This window comes from Thermodesulfobacteriota bacterium (assembly GCA_035559815.1).
In the GTDB taxonomy this organism is placed as follows: Bacteria; Desulfobacterota_D; UBA1144; order Nemesobacterales; family CSP1-2; genus DATMAT01.
Genome location: DATMAT010000018.1, coordinates 15509 through 35191 on the forward strand (window position 1 = coordinate 15509; position 19683 = coordinate 35191).

Consider the following 19683-nt stretch of genomic DNA (forward strand, 5'->3'; position numbering starts at 1 on the left):
ATCACTCCTTAAGGCAGATTATACAATTTCATATCAGATTCCTACCTCACGACGCCTTTCGGATTGATGTTTATATGGTTCTATTAGCCTGGATATTACTGTCAAGTGCTAACGAAAGACCAAAGATACAATTTTATCCGTGAGAAAATTAAAGTGGAAAAAATTTACGTGTATAGTAAATTAAATACCTAAAAAGGGTACAAACAAACATGAACACATCAACCGGTATAAAATGGCACATCACCGGCTATGAGATCTCCAACTGCAACTGTGCCTGGGGCTGCCCCTGTCAATTCAACGCCCTGCCGACCCATGGCCGTTGCGAGGGAATAGCCGTCTGGCAGGTCAGAGAAGGGTACTTCGGCGATACTCGGCTTAACGGCACGCGTTTCGCCGGGATCGGTTGGTTTCCGGGACCAATACATGAAGGCAATGGCACAATACAGATTATTATCGATGAACAGGCCACGCCGGAGCAGCGCGAGGCGCTGATTAAGCTTTCCAGCGGCAAGTATGGCGGCGTGTTTTTCGAAATCTTCGCTGCGGTTACTCCAAACCGACCTGCTCCTATCTTCGCGCCGATTTTCATGGAGATGGATTATGACCACCGCACCGCTAATGTGCGCATACCCGGCATTCTCGAAAGCCGCACTCAACCGATCAGGAACCCGGTGACGGGTGAAGAGCACCGGGCACGGATAGTTTTACCCAACGGGTTTGAGTTCAAAGAAGCGGAGATTGCAAACGCAGCCATTCTCAAAGTCACAGCGGGCGGCAGGCTCATTTTTACACATGAGAACACCCATGCCCATCTTAATGCCTTTGACTGGAGTAATTGAGTATTTCCAGGCTTAAAGATTCCTCATATTCATTCGGAATGACAAAATAGAGAGAGGCCTTAAATAACAAAAAGATCTTTAGCCAAACTAGATTGCCTCATCGAGTTTTACATAGAGTACATTCTATCTATGCTTTCGGTGCTGACAAGGCCGACGCCCTTGTAATAACGGTGGACACCGTGTTGGGTGCGATGGTAAATTCTCAGGTTAGAACCAATTCCCCGAAACTTTAGAGAGGACTAGACATGTTGAATATTCAGTTATCTAAGCACGAAAAGATTATCATAGCTGCCTTGATAGCAGTATCGGTAATTGCCTGGGTTGTCACCATACAGCACTCGACGGGTATGTCTTCTCATTCGCCGATGGAAATGGAGATGCCCATGAATATGGAGCATACTTCCTCGATTCTAGAGGCTTCCCTTTTTTTAGTCATGTGGACGGTGATGATGATTGCAATGATGTTCCCGGCAGTGGTGCCGATGGTGGTTATCTTCTCTACCGTACAGAACAAGCGAAAAGCCGGGAACAAAGGGTTCATACCAACCTGGGTATTCGTTGCCGGGTATCTAGTAGTTTGGGCTTCCTTTGGCGTTCTGGCATATCTGGCGGATTTGCTGATCCGACATCTCGGAATGCCCTTCCCCGGTTTACAATCCTATACCCCTCTGATTAGCGGAGTAGTTCTAGTCGCCGCCGGAATATATCAACTAACACCGCTCAAAAACGTCTGCCTAACCCATTGCCGTTCTCCACTCCACTTCATCACCCACAAATGGAGAGAAGGCTACCTGGGCTCGTTAATCATGGGGGTAGACCACGGAGCGTATTGCCTCGGCTGTTGCTGGGGCCTTATGGTTGTCCTGTTCGTCATGGGGTTGATGAATCTGGCGTGGATGGGAATCCTGGCGCTGGTGATATTTGTGGAAAAGATTAGTAAACATGGGGTGTTAATTTCTAGATTGGTGGGCGGGGCGCTGATTATTCTGGGGATTGTTATTGCTTTTCAGCCTGAGATATTTTCGATGCTGATTTAAATAGCGCAGGGAACGCATCCTTCGACCGGGCTCAGGATGAGCGGATGTACATCCGCTGAAAGTGATTTTGGTAATTCATTGAAAAAATGTAACTTATCCCGACACCGTCCGACAAATCCTGATTTTCACAACTAAAGTTAGTCTACAGATTCTAGTTATGTACTACCAACTCAACGAAGTGGTGCTCTTGTGAGCCTGATGTCGTCGACCCACACAGTCCCCTTGCCGTTTATAACCAGATTAAGCTTAACTCCATCCGTTTTCATTCCCCTTGCCAAGTAGAAAGTAGCCTCTTGCGTCGACCAATCCTGAGTTCCGGTTATCCGGCTGCTACGCCCTCGGGATAAAAGCTCCCGCCGGTTGGGAAAGCTACATCTTATTTCTAGATAAGCATCGCCTTGCAGATTTTCTGTACGGATTCTCATCTGATAGATTAAGCGTGCATCCTCAACACTTATGTCCCTGACCTCGAACAGCTTTATAACCGCAGGCTCTTCGACGCTTATACGAAGCGACCCTTTACCATCGCTGGAGATACGCTGGTCAAACTCGACGCCCGAATTGGTGATTATTCCATCAAGGCTGTTCAGCGGAAACTGCTTTAATTCCTTTGGCCGGTCCGACATTTGAAGGATTCCAAATATAAAAATTACAACCGTGGCTGCAACCATCAACAATAGTAGATAACGTCCGCTCATGTCAACATCTCCACATCATCAGAAATTTCCGACAATCCACAAACTGAAGCCAAATTACTGCCTGGCCCTCCTGTCCCTGACCGCTTCCGATATTAAATCCCGTAACGGACCGAGCGAACTGGATATTTGTGTAAACACATTCTTGCCCATCACCACTACTTCCACCGGTGTTTTGGCCCTTACGCTGGCATTACGTGGCTTATTGTCGACTAATGCCATTTCACCAAAAAAATCACCGGAACCAAGAACCGCTATGACATCACCCATCTCTCCCTCCTTTCTAGACTTGAGTATCTCGACCTCTCCGCTCTCTATGATGTAGAAATTTACCCCAGGGTCGCCCTGGTGGAAGATGTAATCACCCGGCCTGTAGTAAGCTTTGGAGATGCGTTCAGTCTCGTTGGTTTTCGGGTAAGCGAGGTCACGCGAAAAGACTAGGTCCCATGCCCAGTCAAACCCTACCTTGACGCGCCTGGCCCATGACGGAAGCTTCAAAAGATAAACTCCGCGCCAGAGAAACCAGGCCAGAAAACCAGAAATACGGATGCCCAGTATCTCGGCCACGGCGTTATGGCCGCCTATCGAACAAAGTTGCCCGAGCGGTTTGAAGCGAAATGGGCGGGTCTTCTGTCCGTTTATTGCCCGAACTATATTCTCGGCGGCCTGTTTTCCCTGACGCTCGGCAAATTGCCCCGTAGTAGGGCATGGCTTGTTATCATAACTGTTTATGATATAGGCGCAGTCCCCTATAGCCCAGGCATTTTCAAATCCAAGAATACGCATGTCTGCCTCGGTAACGAGTCGCCCATGTTCCTTGGGAATATCCAAACGCTCAATTATTGGGGACATGGCATTCCCCACCGTGCAAATAACCGTAGCCCCGTTAATGAAACTCCCGTCGTTAAGTCCGACCCCTTCCGGGGTCACGAGCAAAGCGCGTTTATTCAAAACCATCTTTATACCCGCCTTTTCCATCTCTACCCGCGAAAAGTCCCTGAGCTTAGGAGTAACCTCGGGCAGAATTTGGTCGTGCGGGTGTACTAGGGAAACCGTGACCAGGCTAGGTGGTATATTCTCGAAGAGATGCACGCTATCACGGACTAGGTCATTAATCTCTCCGGCGACTTCTACACCGCTGAAGCCCCCACCCAGTACGATAAAAGAGAGATAGCACTTTTTTCGCCCCTCATCCTTGCACACCTCGGCCTTTTCCAATTGTCGGATAACATGATAGCGAAGGCGTATAGCGTCGCCGACCGTCCTCAAAGGGAATGAATGGTCGGCCATTCCCGGAATCTGGCTCAGGTTGACGACCTCCCCACAGGCAAGAACAAGATGGTTGTAGGACATTTGAAGTAAATTACCTTCATAGCTCTCAAACTCGACAAAGCCTTCGTTAAGTGAGATGCTCTTAACTTCTTTAGACCTACAATGCACACCCGGAAGCATCTGTCTTAGCGGCGCAGCTATCGCATCCGGGTCTATGGATGCTCCGGCAACCTCGGCCAAAAGCGGTTGAAAAACCAAGTGGTTTTCCCGGTTGAAGAGCACTATGTCGCAATTTTCCGGAGGCAATAACCGGCGAAGGGTCTTAGCGCATTTCACTCCGGCGAAACCGCCCCCGACAATTACAATTCTCGATGACGCCATGATCCTTGATTCCTCGTTGTGGAAAACTCATTGCGCAATAATTCAATTTATATATGAAATTCACTTAATCGGCAATATTAGTGGTATAGAAAATCGAAGCGTAGATCTATTGGTTTATTTATAAGACAACCCTGCGGGTCGTCCCCAGCACAGAATATAAGGTTAATTGTTACTTAAACATACTTGGGTCAAATTCACCCGATATCATAGACACAATATCTATTGGGAGTTGTGCGCGCTTTGCGTGTTCGTATATAGCCTCAATGTTCGGCGCCTCGTACTCACAGTAGAACTTTCCATCAGCCGCAGAATGGTAGCTTTTTATCCATTTCATTCCCAGCTCCTCTGCAACGGCCTTATTTAGCTTGGCTGCTGCGGTTATCTCCTCTTCCTTCAATGGTGGAACTGTCCTGGTAACTAAAAATCGCGGCATTTTGTAATCCCTCCTTCTTTTTAAGTTTTTAGTGATTGGTGTTTAGTTTTTTAGTTCCCTAAAGCTAATCGCTAAATACTCTCCTTCATTATCTCGGATAACGCGTTTTTGCTACTTGCCGTTAACTCCTCTTCCCCTACTTCCTGGGCTAAAGATAGAGTTTCCTCATAACACCTCTTAGCCTCTTCATAATTTTCCAGGGCCCGATAAACCCTTCCAAGATTATGAAGAACCCATGCTTCTCCCCTTTTATCTCCGAGTTCTTTTCTTATTCTCAAAGACTCCTGATATGATTTCCAAGCCCCACGGTAATCACCCATCTCATAATACACGTTTCCGATAGAGTTTAGAATATATCCTTCAACCCTCTGGTCTCCGGCTGCTTTTAGAATATCAAGAGCTTTCTGATTGCATCCTAATGCCCTTTCATAATCGTGTAAGCTGAGGTACACCACACCCATGCCGCTAAGGGCTATTCCTTCCTGTATGGTTTTTCCGGTCCTCCTACAAACTTCCAAAGACTCCTGGTAGTAAGAAAGAGCCTCCTGGTAAAGACCTAGATTCCAGCAAACTACTCCCAGGCTGTTTAGCACAGTCCTAACCTCTTCCTCATCGCCTATTTTTTTCTTAATATCCAAGCTCTCTTGATAGTACGAGAGGGCCTCATGATAATCAAGCAGATTCTGTCGAAATATATTCCCGATTAGGCTGAGCACCCTACCTACAGAGGCCTTGTCTTCTAATTCTTTAAAAATCTCTAAAGCGTATTGGTAATGCTTCAGCGATTCTTTATAATCCCCTAGGATTTCATGAATAGCAGCAATGGAGCTTAGGATACTGGCCTCTTCAAGCCTGTTTCCCAACCCTCTGCTTATACCGAGCGCCTCTAGATAATACTTTAGGGACTCTTCATAATTACCGAGACGCCAATACACATTGGCGATAGCGCTCGGAACAGCGATCACCCCGGAGAAACTAAGTGTACTGTATCTTCTCTCCTTGATTATTCTCCAACACTCTTGGTAAGTCTTTAAACAGGATTGATAGTCGCCCATGTCTCTATAAACACTGCCTATATTGAATGTACAAGTATGCTGGCCGAATATTATCCCTAAGTCTCTATAAATCTTTAACGCTTCTTCTAGGCATGATAAAGCATCTTTATAACGCCCTAGCTTTCTATAAATATCTCCAAGACTTACCAGCTCAAACCCTTCCGCTTCTGTGGCTTTCAACTCCCGATGAATATTTAAAGACTCAAGATGGCATTTCAGTGCCTTATCATAGTCGCCCGAATGCCAATGTATAAAACCCATGCCCCTTAAGGCCTTTCCCTCTCCTGATTTATCACCGATCATCTTCTTAAGATTAAGGGCCTTTTTACCGATCTCTTTAGCCTTTCGGTATTCCTTCATAACACTCAAGAATTCCGCCTGTCTTATATACACGTCGGAAAGCCTTCTCTCATCATTTAGTGACATTGATAATTCTACGAGTTCATCCAGGATTTTTTTCTGCTCCTCTCTCTTTTCCGTAGCATCGTAGATGTTCTCCATATCCAGAAGAACGTCTATCTTCCTCTGTCTGTTCAGCCCGTTCTCAGGCATCCCAGACAAGCGCTTTAGAGCCTCGCCGTAGAAACTAATCGCCTCGTTGTTAGCGTATACTTCCTTCGCCTTTCTACCTGCCATATTCAAATAATGAAATGCCTTTTCTCGATTATCCGTCCGGCTGAAGTGATGGGCAAGAATCTCATATAGCTCTTCAATTCTATCTAAGTACAGCTCCTCGATGGCCGTTCCCACCCTTTCATGAAGCTCCTTTCTTTTTTGAACCAGGAGGCTGGAATAAGCTACATCATGGGTCAGAGCATGTTGGAACGCATATTCAGAGTTCGGAGAAAAACCGGTCTCATAGATCAACTCTGAATTTCTCAACGCCAATAGATGGTCTTTAAGGTCTTTATCACCGGACACGGTTTCGAGCAGATCAAGGCTAAACTCTCTTCCAACGACGGATCCAATTTGAAGAATTCTCTTTCGGTTTTCATCTAACCTATCTATCCTAGCCATTATTACATCCTGTACCGTGCTCGGGATTTCTAATGGCGATACGAGCCTATTGACTTTATACCCACCGTTGGTCTTTACGATTATCCCGGTCTCCAAGAGCGATTTTGTCAGCTCTTCTATGAAGAACGGATTACCCTCCCCTTTCTTGTTGATCAGTTCAATAATATCATTCGGCAGACTGTGGGTTTCCAGGAGAGCTTCTGCCATTTTAGCGCTTTCATCTCCAGAAAGATTATTCAACAAGATTTTCCTATGATAATCCGTCTCTCTGAATGGCTGGAAGTAATCCGGCCTATAGGTGAGAATTAACAGCACCGGTAATGTACCAAGGCTATCCGTGAGAAAGGCAAAAAAATCTTCAGAGGTCTTGTCTATCCAGTGAAGGTCTTCTACAACCAGTACCAGGGGACAAACCTTTCCGGTTGCTACTATCACTTTTCTGACCGCCTCGAATATCTCCGCTCTTCTCAGTTGAGCGTCCATAACGGCGACCGAAGATTGCCCTCGGTCTACGGAGAGAAGATATCTAAAATAGGGTATGGCTGGCTCCAGGTCGTTTCCGAGGGATAATGTGGCTTCATCGATTTTTCTAATTATGTCATCTTCGGCATCCGTTTCCGCTATGTGGAAAGCCTTCTTTAAAATCTCTATTACCGGCAGATAAGATACGGATTTACCGAAGGAAAGACATCTACCCTCAAGCCAGCTTACGTTATCGTTGGCGAGTGATTTCCGGAACTCCAGGAGTAATCGAGATTTGCCTACCCCCGCCTCCCCCACCACCGAGACGATTTGCCCATGCCCGTTTTTCACTTTATTTAAACATTGTTCAAGTATGCTTAGCTCCTTCTCTCTTCCGGTAAAGGGCGTTAGACCGCGTTCTATCCCGATGTCGATCCGTGTCCGGGCACTTCGAGCCCCTATCACCTCGTATGCTCTTACCGGTTCTGACTTTCCCTTTACCTGAACCTCCCCAAGAGGACGTGTAAGAAAGTACCCGCTTACCAGCCTGTAAGTGCTCTCAGAGATGAGTATCTTCCCGGGTTCGGCTAGACTCTGAAGACGGGAGGCCAAATTAACCGTGTCCCCTATAGCCGTGTAGTCCATCCGTAGATCGTTGCCTATAGTTCCAACAACCACTAGGCCGGTGTTGAGCCCTATCCTCATCCTGAAGTCAATAGACCTCTCTTCTTTGAGCTTGTCGCCGTACCCTTTTATCGCCTTCTGAATAGCCAAAGCCGCACTCAAAGCTCGGTGAGGATGGTCCTCCAAAGCTATAGGAGCTCCAAAAAGGGCTAAAACCCCATCTCCCAAGAACTGATTAATCGTTCCCTCATAGCGGTGCACCTCTTCTATGATAATCTCAAAGCACCGATTCATTATGGAACGCACATCCTCCGGGTCCAGCTTCTCTGAAAGTTCGGTGAAGCCGTGTAGGTCCGCAAAAAGTGCGGTTACCTGCTTTCGCTCTCCTTCGAGGCCGGCTCTGCCGCCGAGTATTTTTCGGGCCAGGTTCTCGGGGATATAGTTCAGCGGCTGGTCTAATATAAACGCGTCAGCTTTATTGACGCCATTGTCCAGCTTCCCCCCGCATTCAAAGCAAAACTTGTTGGCTGGAGGATTTTCTCTCCCACAGCTCAGACACTTAAGCCCTAGCTTGCTTCCGCACTGTCCGCAAAACTTTGCCTCTTCCGGGTTGTCATGTTGGCAATTAGAGCATCTCATTCTCTATTTGCTAACTCTCCTAATAACAATTTGGTTCAAATACTCGTAGCAAAGCTCAAAGGCCATTCTGACAAAAGTGGGAATCCACAAACCGTTTAGTTAAAATGGATTCCCGATAAAGCTTGTATCCGAAAGCATCAACCGGGTAACGTGCGGGAATGAACCACCCTGCAGCAAGCTGCAGGATAACACGAAAATTTCCCCTCCCTTGATGGGAGGGGATGAAGGGGAGGGTGAAGCACCCCCACTCCTTCGCCTTCGCTTAGGCCAGGCTTAATCATTCTTGTCCGACATCCGACTTTCCTCTGACCTCCAATATATCCTGCATGAATTAACCCAACCCATACCTTTTGATCTTCTTTATCAGCCCCTGCCTGGTTAGCCCCAGAATCTCAGAAGCCCTCTGTTTGTTTCCTCCGCACCTTCCGAGCGCCTCTTTTATCATGTGGATCTCCATCTCTTCTAAGGTTACACTCGAAAAATCGACATCTACTTCCTTAGGGGCACATGGCGATGTGCCCCTACTTCTTACTTCATCCCTGATATTCTCGGAAAGGTCACTCTCCTCGATTACCTCACTCTCAGCTAGTATGGCAGCGCGCTTTACCTCATTCTGGAGTTCCCTCACGTTTCCGGGCCAGCTATATCTCACCAGGCAGTCAATCGCCCCCGGAGAAAAGCGCATGGGGCTTCTTCCCAGCTCGTTCGTGAAGCCAATCAGAAAATACTGGGCGAGAGTGGGGATATCTTCCTTCGTTTCACGTAGGGGCGGCATGTGTATGTGAACGACATTCAAGCGGTAATACAAATCTTCACGGAAACTCCCTTTTTGTATATCGTTCTTCAAGTCTTTATTTGTGGCCGCGATAACACGGACATCAACCTGGATTGTGTTCCTTCCCCCAACCTTTTCCATTTTTCTCTCCTGTAGCACACGGAGGAGTTTAGCCTGGGCCACAAGGCTCATATCCCCTATCTCGTCGAGAAACAAGGTTCCGCCGTTCGCCATTTCAATCTTTCCTACTCTTTTCTCTACCCCGGTAGCTACCCCTTTCTCAATTCCGAAAAGTTCGCTCTCGAGCAGAGTCTCCGGCAGTGCCGCACAGTTAATGTCAACAAAGGGTTTCTCCAGGCGGGAGCTATTGTAATGGATGGTACGGGCAACTAGTTCCTTACCCGTGCCGCTCTCTCCGGTAATTAAGACGCTTAGTGGGCTATCCGCAACCTTTTCTATAAGCTTTATAATCTCTTGTACCTTAGGGCTGGCTCCTATTATGTTGCTGACAAAGAATCTGCCCTTGGCTTTTTCTCTCAAGAGAACGTTTTCTTGTTTTAGCCTGGACTTTGCCTCTTCCAATTCCCCTATTAGCCGGGCGTTCTCTATCGCCACGGCCGCGTGAAAAGCGAATATCTCCAGAACCTCTTCATCTTCCTTGGAAAAAAGACCATCTTTTTTGTTCAATACCTGTAATACACCAACCGGCCTTCCATCGATGTTTTTCATGGGGACACAGAGAACGGATTTTGTGATATAACCGGTTTGTCTATCTACTTCCGGGTTGAATCTAGGGTACATGTAAGCATCATCAACATTCACTACCTTACCCCACTTGAGAACCTCTCCGGCTATTCCCAAATTAGCATCGAAGCGTATTACATCAGTAATCCCGATTGCCACTTTAGACCAAAGCTCGTCTTTCTTCTCATCGAAGAGAAAAATAGTCCCCCGGTCTGCCTCCACCACTTCTGCCGACTTCTTTACCAAGAAGTCAAGAAGCATATTCAAATCCTTCTCAAAGCTCATCATGTGGCAGAGGTCAAACAGGGTAGAGTATTTGTGTACTAATTTGCTTTCTTTCTCTTTATTCACTCCGCCGGAGTTCATCATCTAGCTGCTCAAAAGCCCCTTCTCATACCCTAACAAAAAGGATTCTATCACAGAGTCTGAAGAAGCGTCAATGTAATTGTTGTATGTGAGGTATCGTAAGGACCATCTGGGCAAGGATATCGATATAGGCTTACCGAAATGAGCTTCTAATGAATGAATGATCAAACCATCTAACCAAGAATAAAACCAGATAAGGAAAATAGGAACGCATGTATGCGTTCCCTACAAAACTATATATTCTAGCAAAGCCAGATGAGAAACTCTAGCCTGGTCGCAGGGGTGTTTATTCCTTTCTAATAGGAGAGGGGTTCACTCATCCTTCCCCGATTTAATCGGGGAACTACTCAGGACAGGCTCTGAATCATGAGCAGTTTGACTAGCTGACTACCCCGGCCGAACATGGTTATTTCATTAGTCATTTTCAGCGGATATACATCCGTTCATCCTGAGCAGGGTCGAAGGATGTATTTTTACGTCTCTCGATCCTTCGGCACAGCGGGACAGGCTGTGCTCAGTGAAAGCAGATTGCTTTCATTGTGTCAATCCTCGAAATCCAGTCGTTATCACATCAATAACGACCTGACTTGTGAGCATTTAATAGGACTAATTCACCGCCTTCTGCTTCTGGTAAAGAAACCAGGTAACCAGGATAAGCAGTACCGCCAAGGAAATTTGCAGTATGACCACCGAGGCAATCTTCAGGTAGGCAAAGAGAGGGCTTACGTAGAGTATGAGCCAGCCGCCGGCGATATCTCCGAATGCCGAAACAAACGAGGCCAGTATTATAAGCAGTTTCCAAAGGCTTCTGATTCCGGTAAACAGAATCAGGTGATTAAGGGTTACCAGGATTATGGCCATAGAAAAGAAATGGAAATGGGCTTCCTCGAGCATCCCTATGTAGGTTTTGGCCGGCCTGAACGTCTCTTCGTTACCCCTGTAGTAATCAACCACCGAGTTGTAGCTAAAACCGATTTTCAGGTATAAAAGCAGGTTGGTCAACCAGAGGAAAAAAAAGAATATTAGGGTAAAGACTATGACTAATTTTAAGAGGCTGTTTGTCCTTATATCCCCGGATATGAAAAATCTCAATTTAGTCCTTTACCTCTGCGGCTAACTTATTCTTTCCCAGCACCGCCGACTGGAATACGGCCATTATTCGTCTTACCGAGCTGGCCATCGAGTTAGAGGTTATGGTAGCCCCGGTTATGTTGGGGATATCCCTTCCCACCTGCAGTGAATCCGACGGTTTTTTCTTGTTAAATAGATTTATCCAGCTATCCGGCGGCATGTAATCCGGGGGCTCGAAGAAGGCCAGGATCTCCACCTGCCTGAGCGTTCCGTCCGGATTTATGACCACCATTATTGTCTCGGTCACGGTTCTCAATAAGTGGGTATCGATAACGGCGTAGCCAAGCGTTTCATCTCCTCTTTTTCCCTCATAAAATAGGTATAACTTCGATTCAAGCTTGGTTCTGGCCGTGGATGCTATCTCTTTGGCCTGTTCTTCGGTGAGGTAAACGTGTCTCTTCTCGACGCGGTCTGCCCCGGGGAAGGCCAATTTCAAAGCCTCGTCCCTGGTCATGTAAACCTTGGGGAAAGCAAGAGCGGGTATGGCTAAAATGAAAAAGATTGTTAAAATCGATAATTTTTTCATAAAAAAAATACCCGCCTTGAGATCTTGAACAGGAATTAATCTCTCAAACAAGCTTAAATCCGGGTAGAGTTTAAAATGCAGGGGCAGTATAAACCTGCCCCTGCTATCAAATGGACTTGATTCTTAGCCACTTTTAAACGAGACCCAACTAAATACAGCATGCACGAATATTTAACCTGACTTAGAACACATATCCAATACCCAGATTAAACTGGTTGTCTGCAGTGTCAGCCTCATTGTCTCTCCACTGGTAATCCGCTTTTATTACTATCTGAGGTATAGGCTTGTAGCTAAAGCCGAATGTGACGAGCTGCCGGTCGTTCGCCGGGTCCGAAGAGAACCCGGAAGGGACTTTATACTGCGTGTTGTATTTCTCGTATCTGACAAAAGGTGAAAAGTATTCGAGATAAGGACCGAGGTCAACCAGGGACAGTACGTTGTATCCAGCCTCTAAGTAGAAACCATAAAGCTCGCTCCCCACAGACTGATTTCCAGTAAATCCGTTATTCTGATTTATGAGTCCGGCGTCGCTTATATCGATCCAGGCAAAGAGTCCCCTAGCCTCCAACCCTCTCCACTGAAATTGAGCGTCCGCCTCATATATCTGGACCAAGCCGCCTATTTTTTCCCCATCTACGCTTTCATTTTGGCCGGAATTCCCTATGTAGAAGGAACCGCCCAATACTAGTCCGGGGATTCCGTTGTACTCTGCTCTTGTAGCAAAGGCCACGTCGTTTATTCTCGGCCTATTCCCGTTTTGTCTTCCTCCTCTTATACCTTCGCTGGCGGTAAAGCCTCTTGAATCAAGCCCGTTTAGCACATAAGCCCTATAGTTAAGACCGGGTATGACCTGACCGAAGACTCCAACTCCTAGGTCCCTCCATGTAGTAGGGATAATAAATCTCTCGACATCTGGTCTCAAGACACCGAAAAAGGTCGTCGGTTCGTGTACCTCGTTAATTATGCCGATGGGAACAAGGTTGAGCCCGGCCCGCAGGTTGGCGTAATCGTTAATCAGGAAGTTTAAATTAGCAAATTCGACCGCTACTTCTCCCGACTGGCCATTCGCATTCTCATCGGTATTGCCATGCTCGAATTCTATCTCGGAGTTGAAAATAATCCTATCATTATACTTATAGCCAAAATACAAAACAGCCCTGAGCATATCGGCGATATTACTCTGACCGTGAATGAACTGAGCATTGGCCTCGCCATAACCACCTATGGATACGCCCTTATCCACTAGATAAACCTTGGAGGCAGCCGGTCCCTGCCCGTATATCATTTCGTATGTCGGCTCCTCAACCACGGCGGCAGATTTGATGTTTTCTATCTCTTCGGCAAGGACATCCAGCTTTCTTTCAATCTCCTTTACCTTTTGGTCTGGAATCCCCTCAGACCGGAGGCTCTGAACCTCATCGGTGAGGCTTTGAATCTTCTTCTCCAGCTCCTTTATACGCTCTTCTTGACTCGCATCCTGGGCTGAGGCGTTTAAACCAGAAAAAACGAAAAAGACGGCCATGAAGGCCATCATTAACCTAAACCAAAGGCGATGTGAAGCCCTCTCCTTCATATTTTTATCCTCCTTTAATTAAATTGATAATCATTTTCAGAATCAACTTACCAGAGTTTGACCGGGTGTCAAGAGGTTAAAAGATAATAGAGTTATAAAGAAAAAATCGGGGACAGACTGAGGAGTTAGGGTGTTAGCCCAATTTATACAATGGCAAGCAAATGGACAAAGCTATAAGGAACGCATACCTGTACTGAGCAGGGTCGAAGTATATGCGTTCCTACACATCAATAAATAACTATTTCACTTTGAGCAACGAGCCCGGCTGCTTATTTAGGTAATTACTATGCTAAGATAAGTTCATCTCGAGTTTGCCAGCTATTGAAGGGAACCAGACTCAGGAATCTCGAAACCTTTAAAGAAAGAATCCTTATAAATAGAAAGATTGCCCTTATGCCCGGTCACGATAATCGACCCTACCCTCTCTAGCTTTTCAAGGGTCTCGACGGATTTCTCTTTTCCCATGACCGACACGGCGGTGGAAAGGGCATCGGCATCGGTTGCATTTTCTGCAATTATGGTGACGGATGGAACGGATTCAACGGGATATCCGGTTCTAGGGTCAATTATATGGGAGAAGCGCTTGCCGTTTATCTCAAAATATCTTTCGTAATCACCGGAGGTAGAAACCGCCATATCCCTGACTTTGATGAAAGTAAGCGCTTCCTCTTTCATTCGCGGGTGTCTAATTGCTATCGTCCAACCCTCCTCCCCGGGCGGCGAGCCGATTGCATAGATATTTCCGCTGAAGTTTATCACGCCGCTTTCAATCCCATTAGCCTTTAGAATCTTTAAAGCTCTATCCACAGCGTATCCCTTCCCGATTCCGCCAAAGTCGATGGAGAGGCAGGATGATTTTAACTGAATCTCTTTTTCCCGAGGGTAGAGTGCTATTTTCTTTGACCCTACGCACTCGGAGACCGTTCTCTTTATCGTTTTCTCATCGGGCATGTCGTCTTTTTGTTGGCTATTTCTCCAGAGGTCAACGAGATCCCCCACGGTTATATCAAAAGCCCCATCGGTCAAATTGGAGAAGTAAACGGCTCTCTCGGTAAGCTCGACAAACTCTGGGGGAACCTTGATCCTTCCTTTCCCGGCTTGGGAATTCACCAGGGAGAGATTGCTATCGGTCTTGTAGTTGCTGAGCATATCGTCTAATCTCTTCACCTCGCTGTAGGCATCGAATATAGCCTCGTTGCATAATTCTTTAGTCTGGCAATAGAGCCTGAACTCAATCACCGTTCCCATTACGAAAAAAGCTCTCTCCACCAGGACAGGTTTGGGTGTAAGAGTGATGGAGAATAAGAGGGGTAGTATCAAACTCATTTTTGTGTTGCCCTTTTCATTTGCTATTTATGGTAGTGGCACGCTGCAGTGTGCCACTACATTGGAGAAATATAACAGTACGTTTCCAACTCAGTCCCCACCATTATTCGTCTATTCAAATCCACCACCACAAAATACCCCAAGAATATCATTATTGCCAGGGGCATTTGGCCTTGTGCAAGACAGGCAATAGTGAAAAAGCAAGCTCATTAGATTCTTCGAAATGACAGGAGCGGTTTGTGGTACAGGAGATACAACCATTGTTCTATCATCCGCTACTCATCTATCATTTCGAATACCACAGGGAGAAATCTTAGCATTCAGAAATCCTGAAAACCAACAAGATTCCTCACGTTCGTTCGGAATGACACCTTGTGTCATATTGCATCACAGAATTTTATACTGAGCAGGGCAAATATTTTCGCAATCACAATACACCAATAACTCTCGGGCAAATTGCTGTTTAATTCATCTATTTTCGGCGTTTTTTCCATATTTTTTCGAGGTACTTTTTTAGATTAGCCTCTCTCCCTATTTCCGTTGGCAGGTAGTAGATTCTATCCTTAAGCTCTTCGGGCAAGTAGTTTTGCTCCACAAAATGACCCTCAAAATCGTGGGCATACTGGTAATCCTTTCCATAGCCTATGTCCTTCATCAACTTAGTCGGGGCATTTCTCAGATGAACAGGAATAGGAAGATAGGGTTTCTCCTGAATGTCTGAAAGTGCCTTCCCGATTGCGGCATAGGCTGCATTGCTCTTGGGACAGCTGGCCAGATAGGTCGTAGCCTGGGCCAATATTATTCTGGCCTCGGGCATTCCTACGTATGTCACAGCGGTAAAGCATGCAGTGGCCAAGGTGAGCGCATACGGCTCTGCATTCCCTATATCCTCGGATGCCAGAATAATCAGACGCCGGGCGATGAATTTCGGGTCTTCCCCTGCTTCGAGCATTCGGACCAGATAGTAAACAGCGGCGTCGGGGTCGCTCCCTCTAACGCTCTTTATGAATGCTGAGATAGTGTTGTAATGCTCCTCTCCGGTCTGGTCGTACTTGTAGTGTTGTACCTGATAGGCCTCTCTAATTTTAGCTTTATCAATCTTGATTGGAATCTTTTCGCCACTTAGGTCAATCGCTACTTCCAACGCGTTCAGCATAACCCGGGCATCGCTCCCGCATAACCGGACCAGTTCCTCCCTGGCATCGGGCGTAAGTTCAATGTTTTTTATTAACTGGTCCTCGGTCAAAGCCCGGTTTAATATAGTCTCCAGCTCCGAATCATTAAGCGGGTTCAACACGTAAATCTGACAGCGAGAGAGAAGCGGAGATATAACTTCGAAGGAGGGATTTTCGGTCGTCGCACCGATAAGAATAATGGTCCCGTCTTCCACGCTTTTAAGAAGAGCCGCCTGTTGTGCCTTGTTAAATCGGTGTATTTCGTCTATGAATAAAATAGTGCGCCGGCCGGTTTCGAGAGACTGTTCCGCCCGGGTTATAATCTCTCGAAGCTCCTTAACACCGGATGAGATGGCGTTTATCTGAAAAAAATCCGCATCCAGCTTGTTGGAAATAAGCCTGGCCAGGGTCGTCTTTCCGGTGCCCGGCGGTCCCCAAAAAATCATCGAACGAATATTTCCACCCTCGACCATCCGGCTGACCACACCGGATTTTCCAATAAGATGGTCCTGGCCGACGAACTCGGCGAAATTCTTGGGACGTATCCTTTCGGCAAGAGGAGCCGCGGATTTTAAGGGACTAAAGAGTGAAGTGCTATCCTTGTCTGGCTTTGAAAACTTCTTTGCCACCTGAAAAGATTAGATGGTTACGAAAAAGAAATCAATTAAAAAATTGCAATCCGCTAAATCCCTGGTAATACCATTTGCCCTATTAGAGAGCCTGTTGAAACCCGCTTCACCCTTCGTCTTAGTTTATCCCGAGCCTCTCGGCTACGCTCAAGATAAACTAGGCCGAAGGACTCCAGGGTGAAGTGGTATTAGAATGAGATTGCCCTTCCTTCATGGTGAGCGGAGTCGAACCATGAGCCTTTCGGCTACACTCAAAGCCTGTCCTTGTCGAAGAGGGTCGAAGGGCAAACTCCTTACGTTTTAAATTCATACTTCGATTAAACTCAGCATGAGCGGAGGTATATCCGCTAGGGCGTTGCCTCGATCAGATGGAAGATCCCAAAAAACCTTCGCTCAGCTGATATTATTTTTAACCCGGCCTCCTGCACAAGGTCTAGAGGCTCACGATTCCAGCGGCAGCCAAGCTTTTTGGCGTGGGCCTCTGCTCTTCTGTCCTGCCAGCGCCCTATCCAACCCCGGTCACTTCGACCATGCTCGAGGAGTAGAATTCTACCTCCATCCCGGCACACCCGGGCCATTTCTTTGAGCGCGGCTAAAGGGTCGGGAAATGTGCAGATGCCCATAGAATCTACGACTATGTCAAAGCTACCTTCGCGAAAGGCAAGACTCTCCGAATCCATAACCAGAAAGTTAACCTTAAGACCGAGCGTTTTAGCCCGCTTGTGGGCTATCCCCAGCATCGCCGTGTTTGAGTCCACTGCCGTAATCCGGCAGTTCCGCCGATAGTATACTAGGTTCCTTCCCGTACCGACGGCGATTTCAAGAACCTCGCCAGAGGTCTTTTCCAAAATTTTTCTGCGCAGTGCTCCTATGCCCAGGAACTCCGGCATTGCTACCATAAAATCGTACCACGGAGCAAAACGGTTGTATTTTTGTTTTATCTCGTCTTTGACCTCTTGATAACTATCCGAAAATGGACGCTCAAAAATTTTTGATTAAACACTGGATTCGGTTAATCTTATCATCCTTATCCATGGAAAGACAGACTTTGCTCTCCGGAGTTTTATTAGTCGTTTATTGTGCATTTATATTTTATCTCTCTTCGCTATCGGGAGGATTTATATCCGGTCTTCGTCTTAACGATAAATTAGTACATCTTTTACTCTACTTGGTTCTCGGCTTGGTATTTTCACATTTCCTGCATAATCTCAAACCACAACAGTCCGCCGTCAAATCGGGACTGGTAACTTGCCTTTTCATAGTTCTTTACGGGCTTAGCGACGAGATTCATCAAATTTTCGTGCCCAGGAGAAACTTTAGCTTACTCGACCTTCTTGCGGACGGCGTTGGAGGTATGGCCGGGTGGTTATTATTCCTCTTCCTTGTCCAGCTTGGCCGGAATTTGGTAAATAGCAGGTGAACAATCGAAGATATTAGGTTAAAACTGCGGAGAGGACTTCCTTGCAAACTTTTGATTATTAGGTCTTCTTCTGTAGGCTATAAGCTGATACCTGCTTCTAAGCTCAAGCTTATCGAATATGCTGGTTAGATGCGCTTTAACCGTCTTTTCCCGGATAGAAAGTTTCCTGGCAATCTCTTTGTTGCTCAGGCCATTGGCGACCAACTCCAGCACCTTTATCTCTCCTTTCGAGAGTAAGACCTTCTCTTTTCCTATTCCGGCGGGCTTATTTTCAGGTACTACGTGGTTTAAAAAGGCCGCTTTTAAAATGTGGATCAGCTCGGATGAATCGGTCTCTTTATTGATATGAATGACATTAAGAGAATCTAATTCCTGTCCGTCTTTAACATCAAACATTATAATCTTGGTAAGAGGACTTATGCGATTGACCCTACCTAGCAGTCTTTGATTATCCTTAGTGACGATTCTATTGTCGATAAAAAGTATGTCGACTACGGTATTTCTAATACGCTCTACCGCTAAATCCAAACTGGTGGTTTCAAATATTATTTCGATATCGCTCTGTTCCTGTAAAATTCTACGCAGGCCCTCCAGCAAAAAACCAGAATTTGAGACCAAACCTAACCTTAAAGACTTCCCGCCGTTCATTATTACACCCCCCACATCTTCGCCGCTTACGAAACCTGAGAATTTTCTCGACAAGTGTAAGCCTACCTCAGCAACAACAGATAATAGTAAATATGTATATATACTATTATATATATTAAGTTTGGACCAATTCCATCCTCGGTGAATACGGTAATCTTGGTAATGATTTTAGTATAGTTTACACATAAATGTCAAGTACAAACTTATATATATTAAAATATTACTTTTACTATAATAGTGATTTGTATTAATATACAGGCACAACTATCCCATATAATTAATAATTTCTGCATCTAACATCAAAACGACTTGATTTGAAAAGGCGGCATTAGCAGCCAGATAATCGGAAGGCTGGGAAACTAGGCACGCCTTGACCCGGTACCGGCCGGCTCCGGGCCTATCTGCTTTTTCCCCCTTGCCATACCTAGGTAGAGCGCGCTGTTTATCAGCCCGATATGGCTGAATGCCTGTGGGAAATTCACTAGTTGCTCATGCGATTTGGTATCTATCTCTTCCGCCAGTAATCCCAATGGGCTTACGTATTCTAAAATACTCGGCAATATCCTCTCCGCTTCTTCAACACGTCCGGAAAGGGTCAACACATTGACCAGCCAGAATGTCCAAAGCACAAAAGTGCCCTCCTCTCCGTCTAGTCCATCCTCGCCCTCATAACGATAGAGCAATCCCTTTTCACTCATCAGTCGCTTCATGGTAGCATCTATGGTGCCTTGCACGCGGGAGTCTCCGAAGGGCAGAAATTCCATCAAGGGAATCAAGAGACAGGAGGCGTCGAGCTCATCCGCATCGAAGTATTGAACGAAGCTGTTTAACTTTCGGTTAAAACCTCCTCATGCCATGGACCATCAAAAACACATTGGGAAGATTCACAATCATGTGCCCACTCCAGCCAATAATT

Annotated in this window: 16 protein-coding genes and 1 pseudogene; 3 read left to right on the plus strand and 14 right to left on the minus strand. The window is 46.2% G+C overall.

Annotated features, from left to right (window positions below; genetic code table 11):
• The first annotated feature begins 209 nt into the window (after nucleotides 1–209).
• Together VNN20_03775 and VNN20_03780 are read left to right on the plus strand one after the other, a co-directional pair.
• Nucleotides 210–839, plus strand: a complete 630-nt coding sequence (locus VNN20_03775) for a DUF1326 domain-containing protein (GenBank protein HWP91304.1) — start codon at nucleotides 210–212, stop codon at nucleotides 837–839.
• Nucleotides 840–1084: 245 nt separating this feature from the next.
• Nucleotides 1085–1876, plus strand: coding sequence for a DUF2182 domain-containing protein (locus VNN20_03780; protein HWP91305.1), 792 nt, complete (start codon nucleotides 1085–1087; stop codon nucleotides 1874–1876).
• A gap of 170 nt (nucleotides 1877–2046) precedes the next feature.
• Here the strand turns inward: VNN20_03780 and VNN20_03785 are convergent, their stop codons facing one another.
• From VNN20_03785 to VNN20_03835, 11 genes are all read right to left on the minus strand, one after another.
• Complete coding sequence (locus tag VNN20_03785) at nucleotides 2047–2574, minus strand: hypothetical protein (protein ID HWP91306.1); 528 nt, start codon at nucleotides 2572–2574, stop codon at nucleotides 2047–2049.
• Nucleotides 2575–2628: 54 nt separating this feature from the next.
• Entirely contained in the window at nucleotides 2629–4224 is a 1596-nt protein-coding gene (locus VNN20_03790; GenBank protein HWP91307.1) for an FAD-dependent oxidoreductase, read from the minus strand.
• A 169-nt stretch (nucleotides 4225–4393) separates the two neighbouring features.
• Nucleotides 4394–4657, minus strand: a complete 264-nt coding sequence (locus tag VNN20_03795; protein ID HWP91308.1) for a DUF4242 domain-containing protein — start codon at nucleotides 4655–4657, stop codon at nucleotides 4394–4396.
• 71 nt (nucleotides 4658–4728) lie between these two features.
• Nucleotides 4729–8454: a tetratricopeptide repeat protein gene (locus VNN20_03800; GenBank protein ID HWP91309.1), complete on the minus strand. Its 3726-nt coding sequence runs from the start codon at nucleotides 8452–8454 to the stop codon at nucleotides 4729–4731.
• A gap of 331 nt (nucleotides 8455–8785) precedes the next feature.
• Nucleotides 8786–10342: a sigma 54-interacting transcriptional regulator gene (locus VNN20_03805; protein HWP91310.1), complete on the minus strand. Its 1557-nt coding sequence runs from the start codon at nucleotides 10340–10342 to the stop codon at nucleotides 8786–8788.
• Between the two features lie 603 nt (nucleotides 10343–10945).
• Nucleotides 10946–11431, minus strand: a complete 486-nt coding sequence (locus tag VNN20_03810; GenBank protein ID HWP91311.1) for a hypothetical protein — start codon at nucleotides 11429–11431, stop codon at nucleotides 10946–10948.
• Between the two features lies 1 nt (nucleotide 11432).
• Nucleotides 11433–11996 (minus strand): FMN-binding protein, encoded by a 564-nt coding sequence (locus VNN20_03815; GenBank protein ID HWP91312.1) that lies wholly within the window; start codon nucleotides 11994–11996, stop codon nucleotides 11433–11435.
• 181 nt (nucleotides 11997–12177) lie between these two features.
• A complete protein-coding gene (locus VNN20_03820) occupies nucleotides 12178–13569 on the minus strand; it encodes a hypothetical protein (GenBank protein ID HWP91313.1) in 1392 nt (463 codons plus the stop codon).
• Nucleotides 13570–13887: 318 nt separating this feature from the next.
• A complete protein-coding gene (locus tag VNN20_03825; protein ID HWP91314.1) occupies nucleotides 13888–14895 on the minus strand; it encodes an FAD:protein FMN transferase in 1008 nt (335 codons plus the stop codon).
• Between the two features lie 472 nt (nucleotides 14896–15367).
• The gene (locus VNN20_03830) at nucleotides 15368–16615 is read right to left on the minus strand and encodes a replication-associated recombination protein A (protein ID HWP91315.1); all 1248 of its coding nucleotides are present in this window, start codon (nucleotides 16613–16615) and stop codon (nucleotides 15368–15370) included.
• A 431-nt stretch (nucleotides 16616–17046) separates the two neighbouring features.
• The gene (locus VNN20_03835; GenBank protein ID HWP91316.1) at nucleotides 17047–17688 is read right to left on the minus strand and encodes a methyltransferase domain-containing protein; all 642 of its coding nucleotides are present in this window, start codon (nucleotides 17686–17688) and stop codon (nucleotides 17047–17049) included.
• A 44-nt stretch (nucleotides 17689–17732) separates the two neighbouring features.
• Between VNN20_03835 and VNN20_03840 the strand changes: the two genes are divergently transcribed.
• Nucleotides 17733–18119: a VanZ family protein gene (locus VNN20_03840; GenBank protein HWP91317.1), complete on the plus strand. Its 387-nt coding sequence runs from the start codon at nucleotides 17733–17735 to the stop codon at nucleotides 18117–18119.
• An 18-nt stretch (nucleotides 18120–18137) separates the two neighbouring features.
• Here VNN20_03840 and VNN20_03845 read toward each other — a convergent pair whose 3' ends face one another.
• The 3 genes and pseudogenes from VNN20_03845 to VNN20_03855 form a co-directional block, all read right to left on the minus strand.
• The gene (locus tag VNN20_03845; protein HWP91318.1) at nucleotides 18138–18821 is read right to left on the minus strand and encodes a response regulator transcription factor; all 684 of its coding nucleotides are present in this window, start codon (nucleotides 18819–18821) and stop codon (nucleotides 18138–18140) included.
• A 305-nt stretch (nucleotides 18822–19126) separates the two neighbouring features.
• The gene (locus VNN20_03850; protein ID HWP91319.1) at nucleotides 19127–19396 is read right to left on the minus strand and encodes a glycoside hydrolase family 15 protein; all 270 of its coding nucleotides are present in this window, start codon (nucleotides 19394–19396) and stop codon (nucleotides 19127–19129) included.
• A pseudogene (locus tag VNN20_03855) lies at nucleotides 19376–19600 on the minus strand (glycoside hydrolase family 15 protein). The gene VNN20_03850 and the pseudogene VNN20_03855 overlap by 21 nt, the downstream one beginning before the upstream one ends.
• Nucleotides 19601–19683 lie beyond the last annotated feature (83 nt).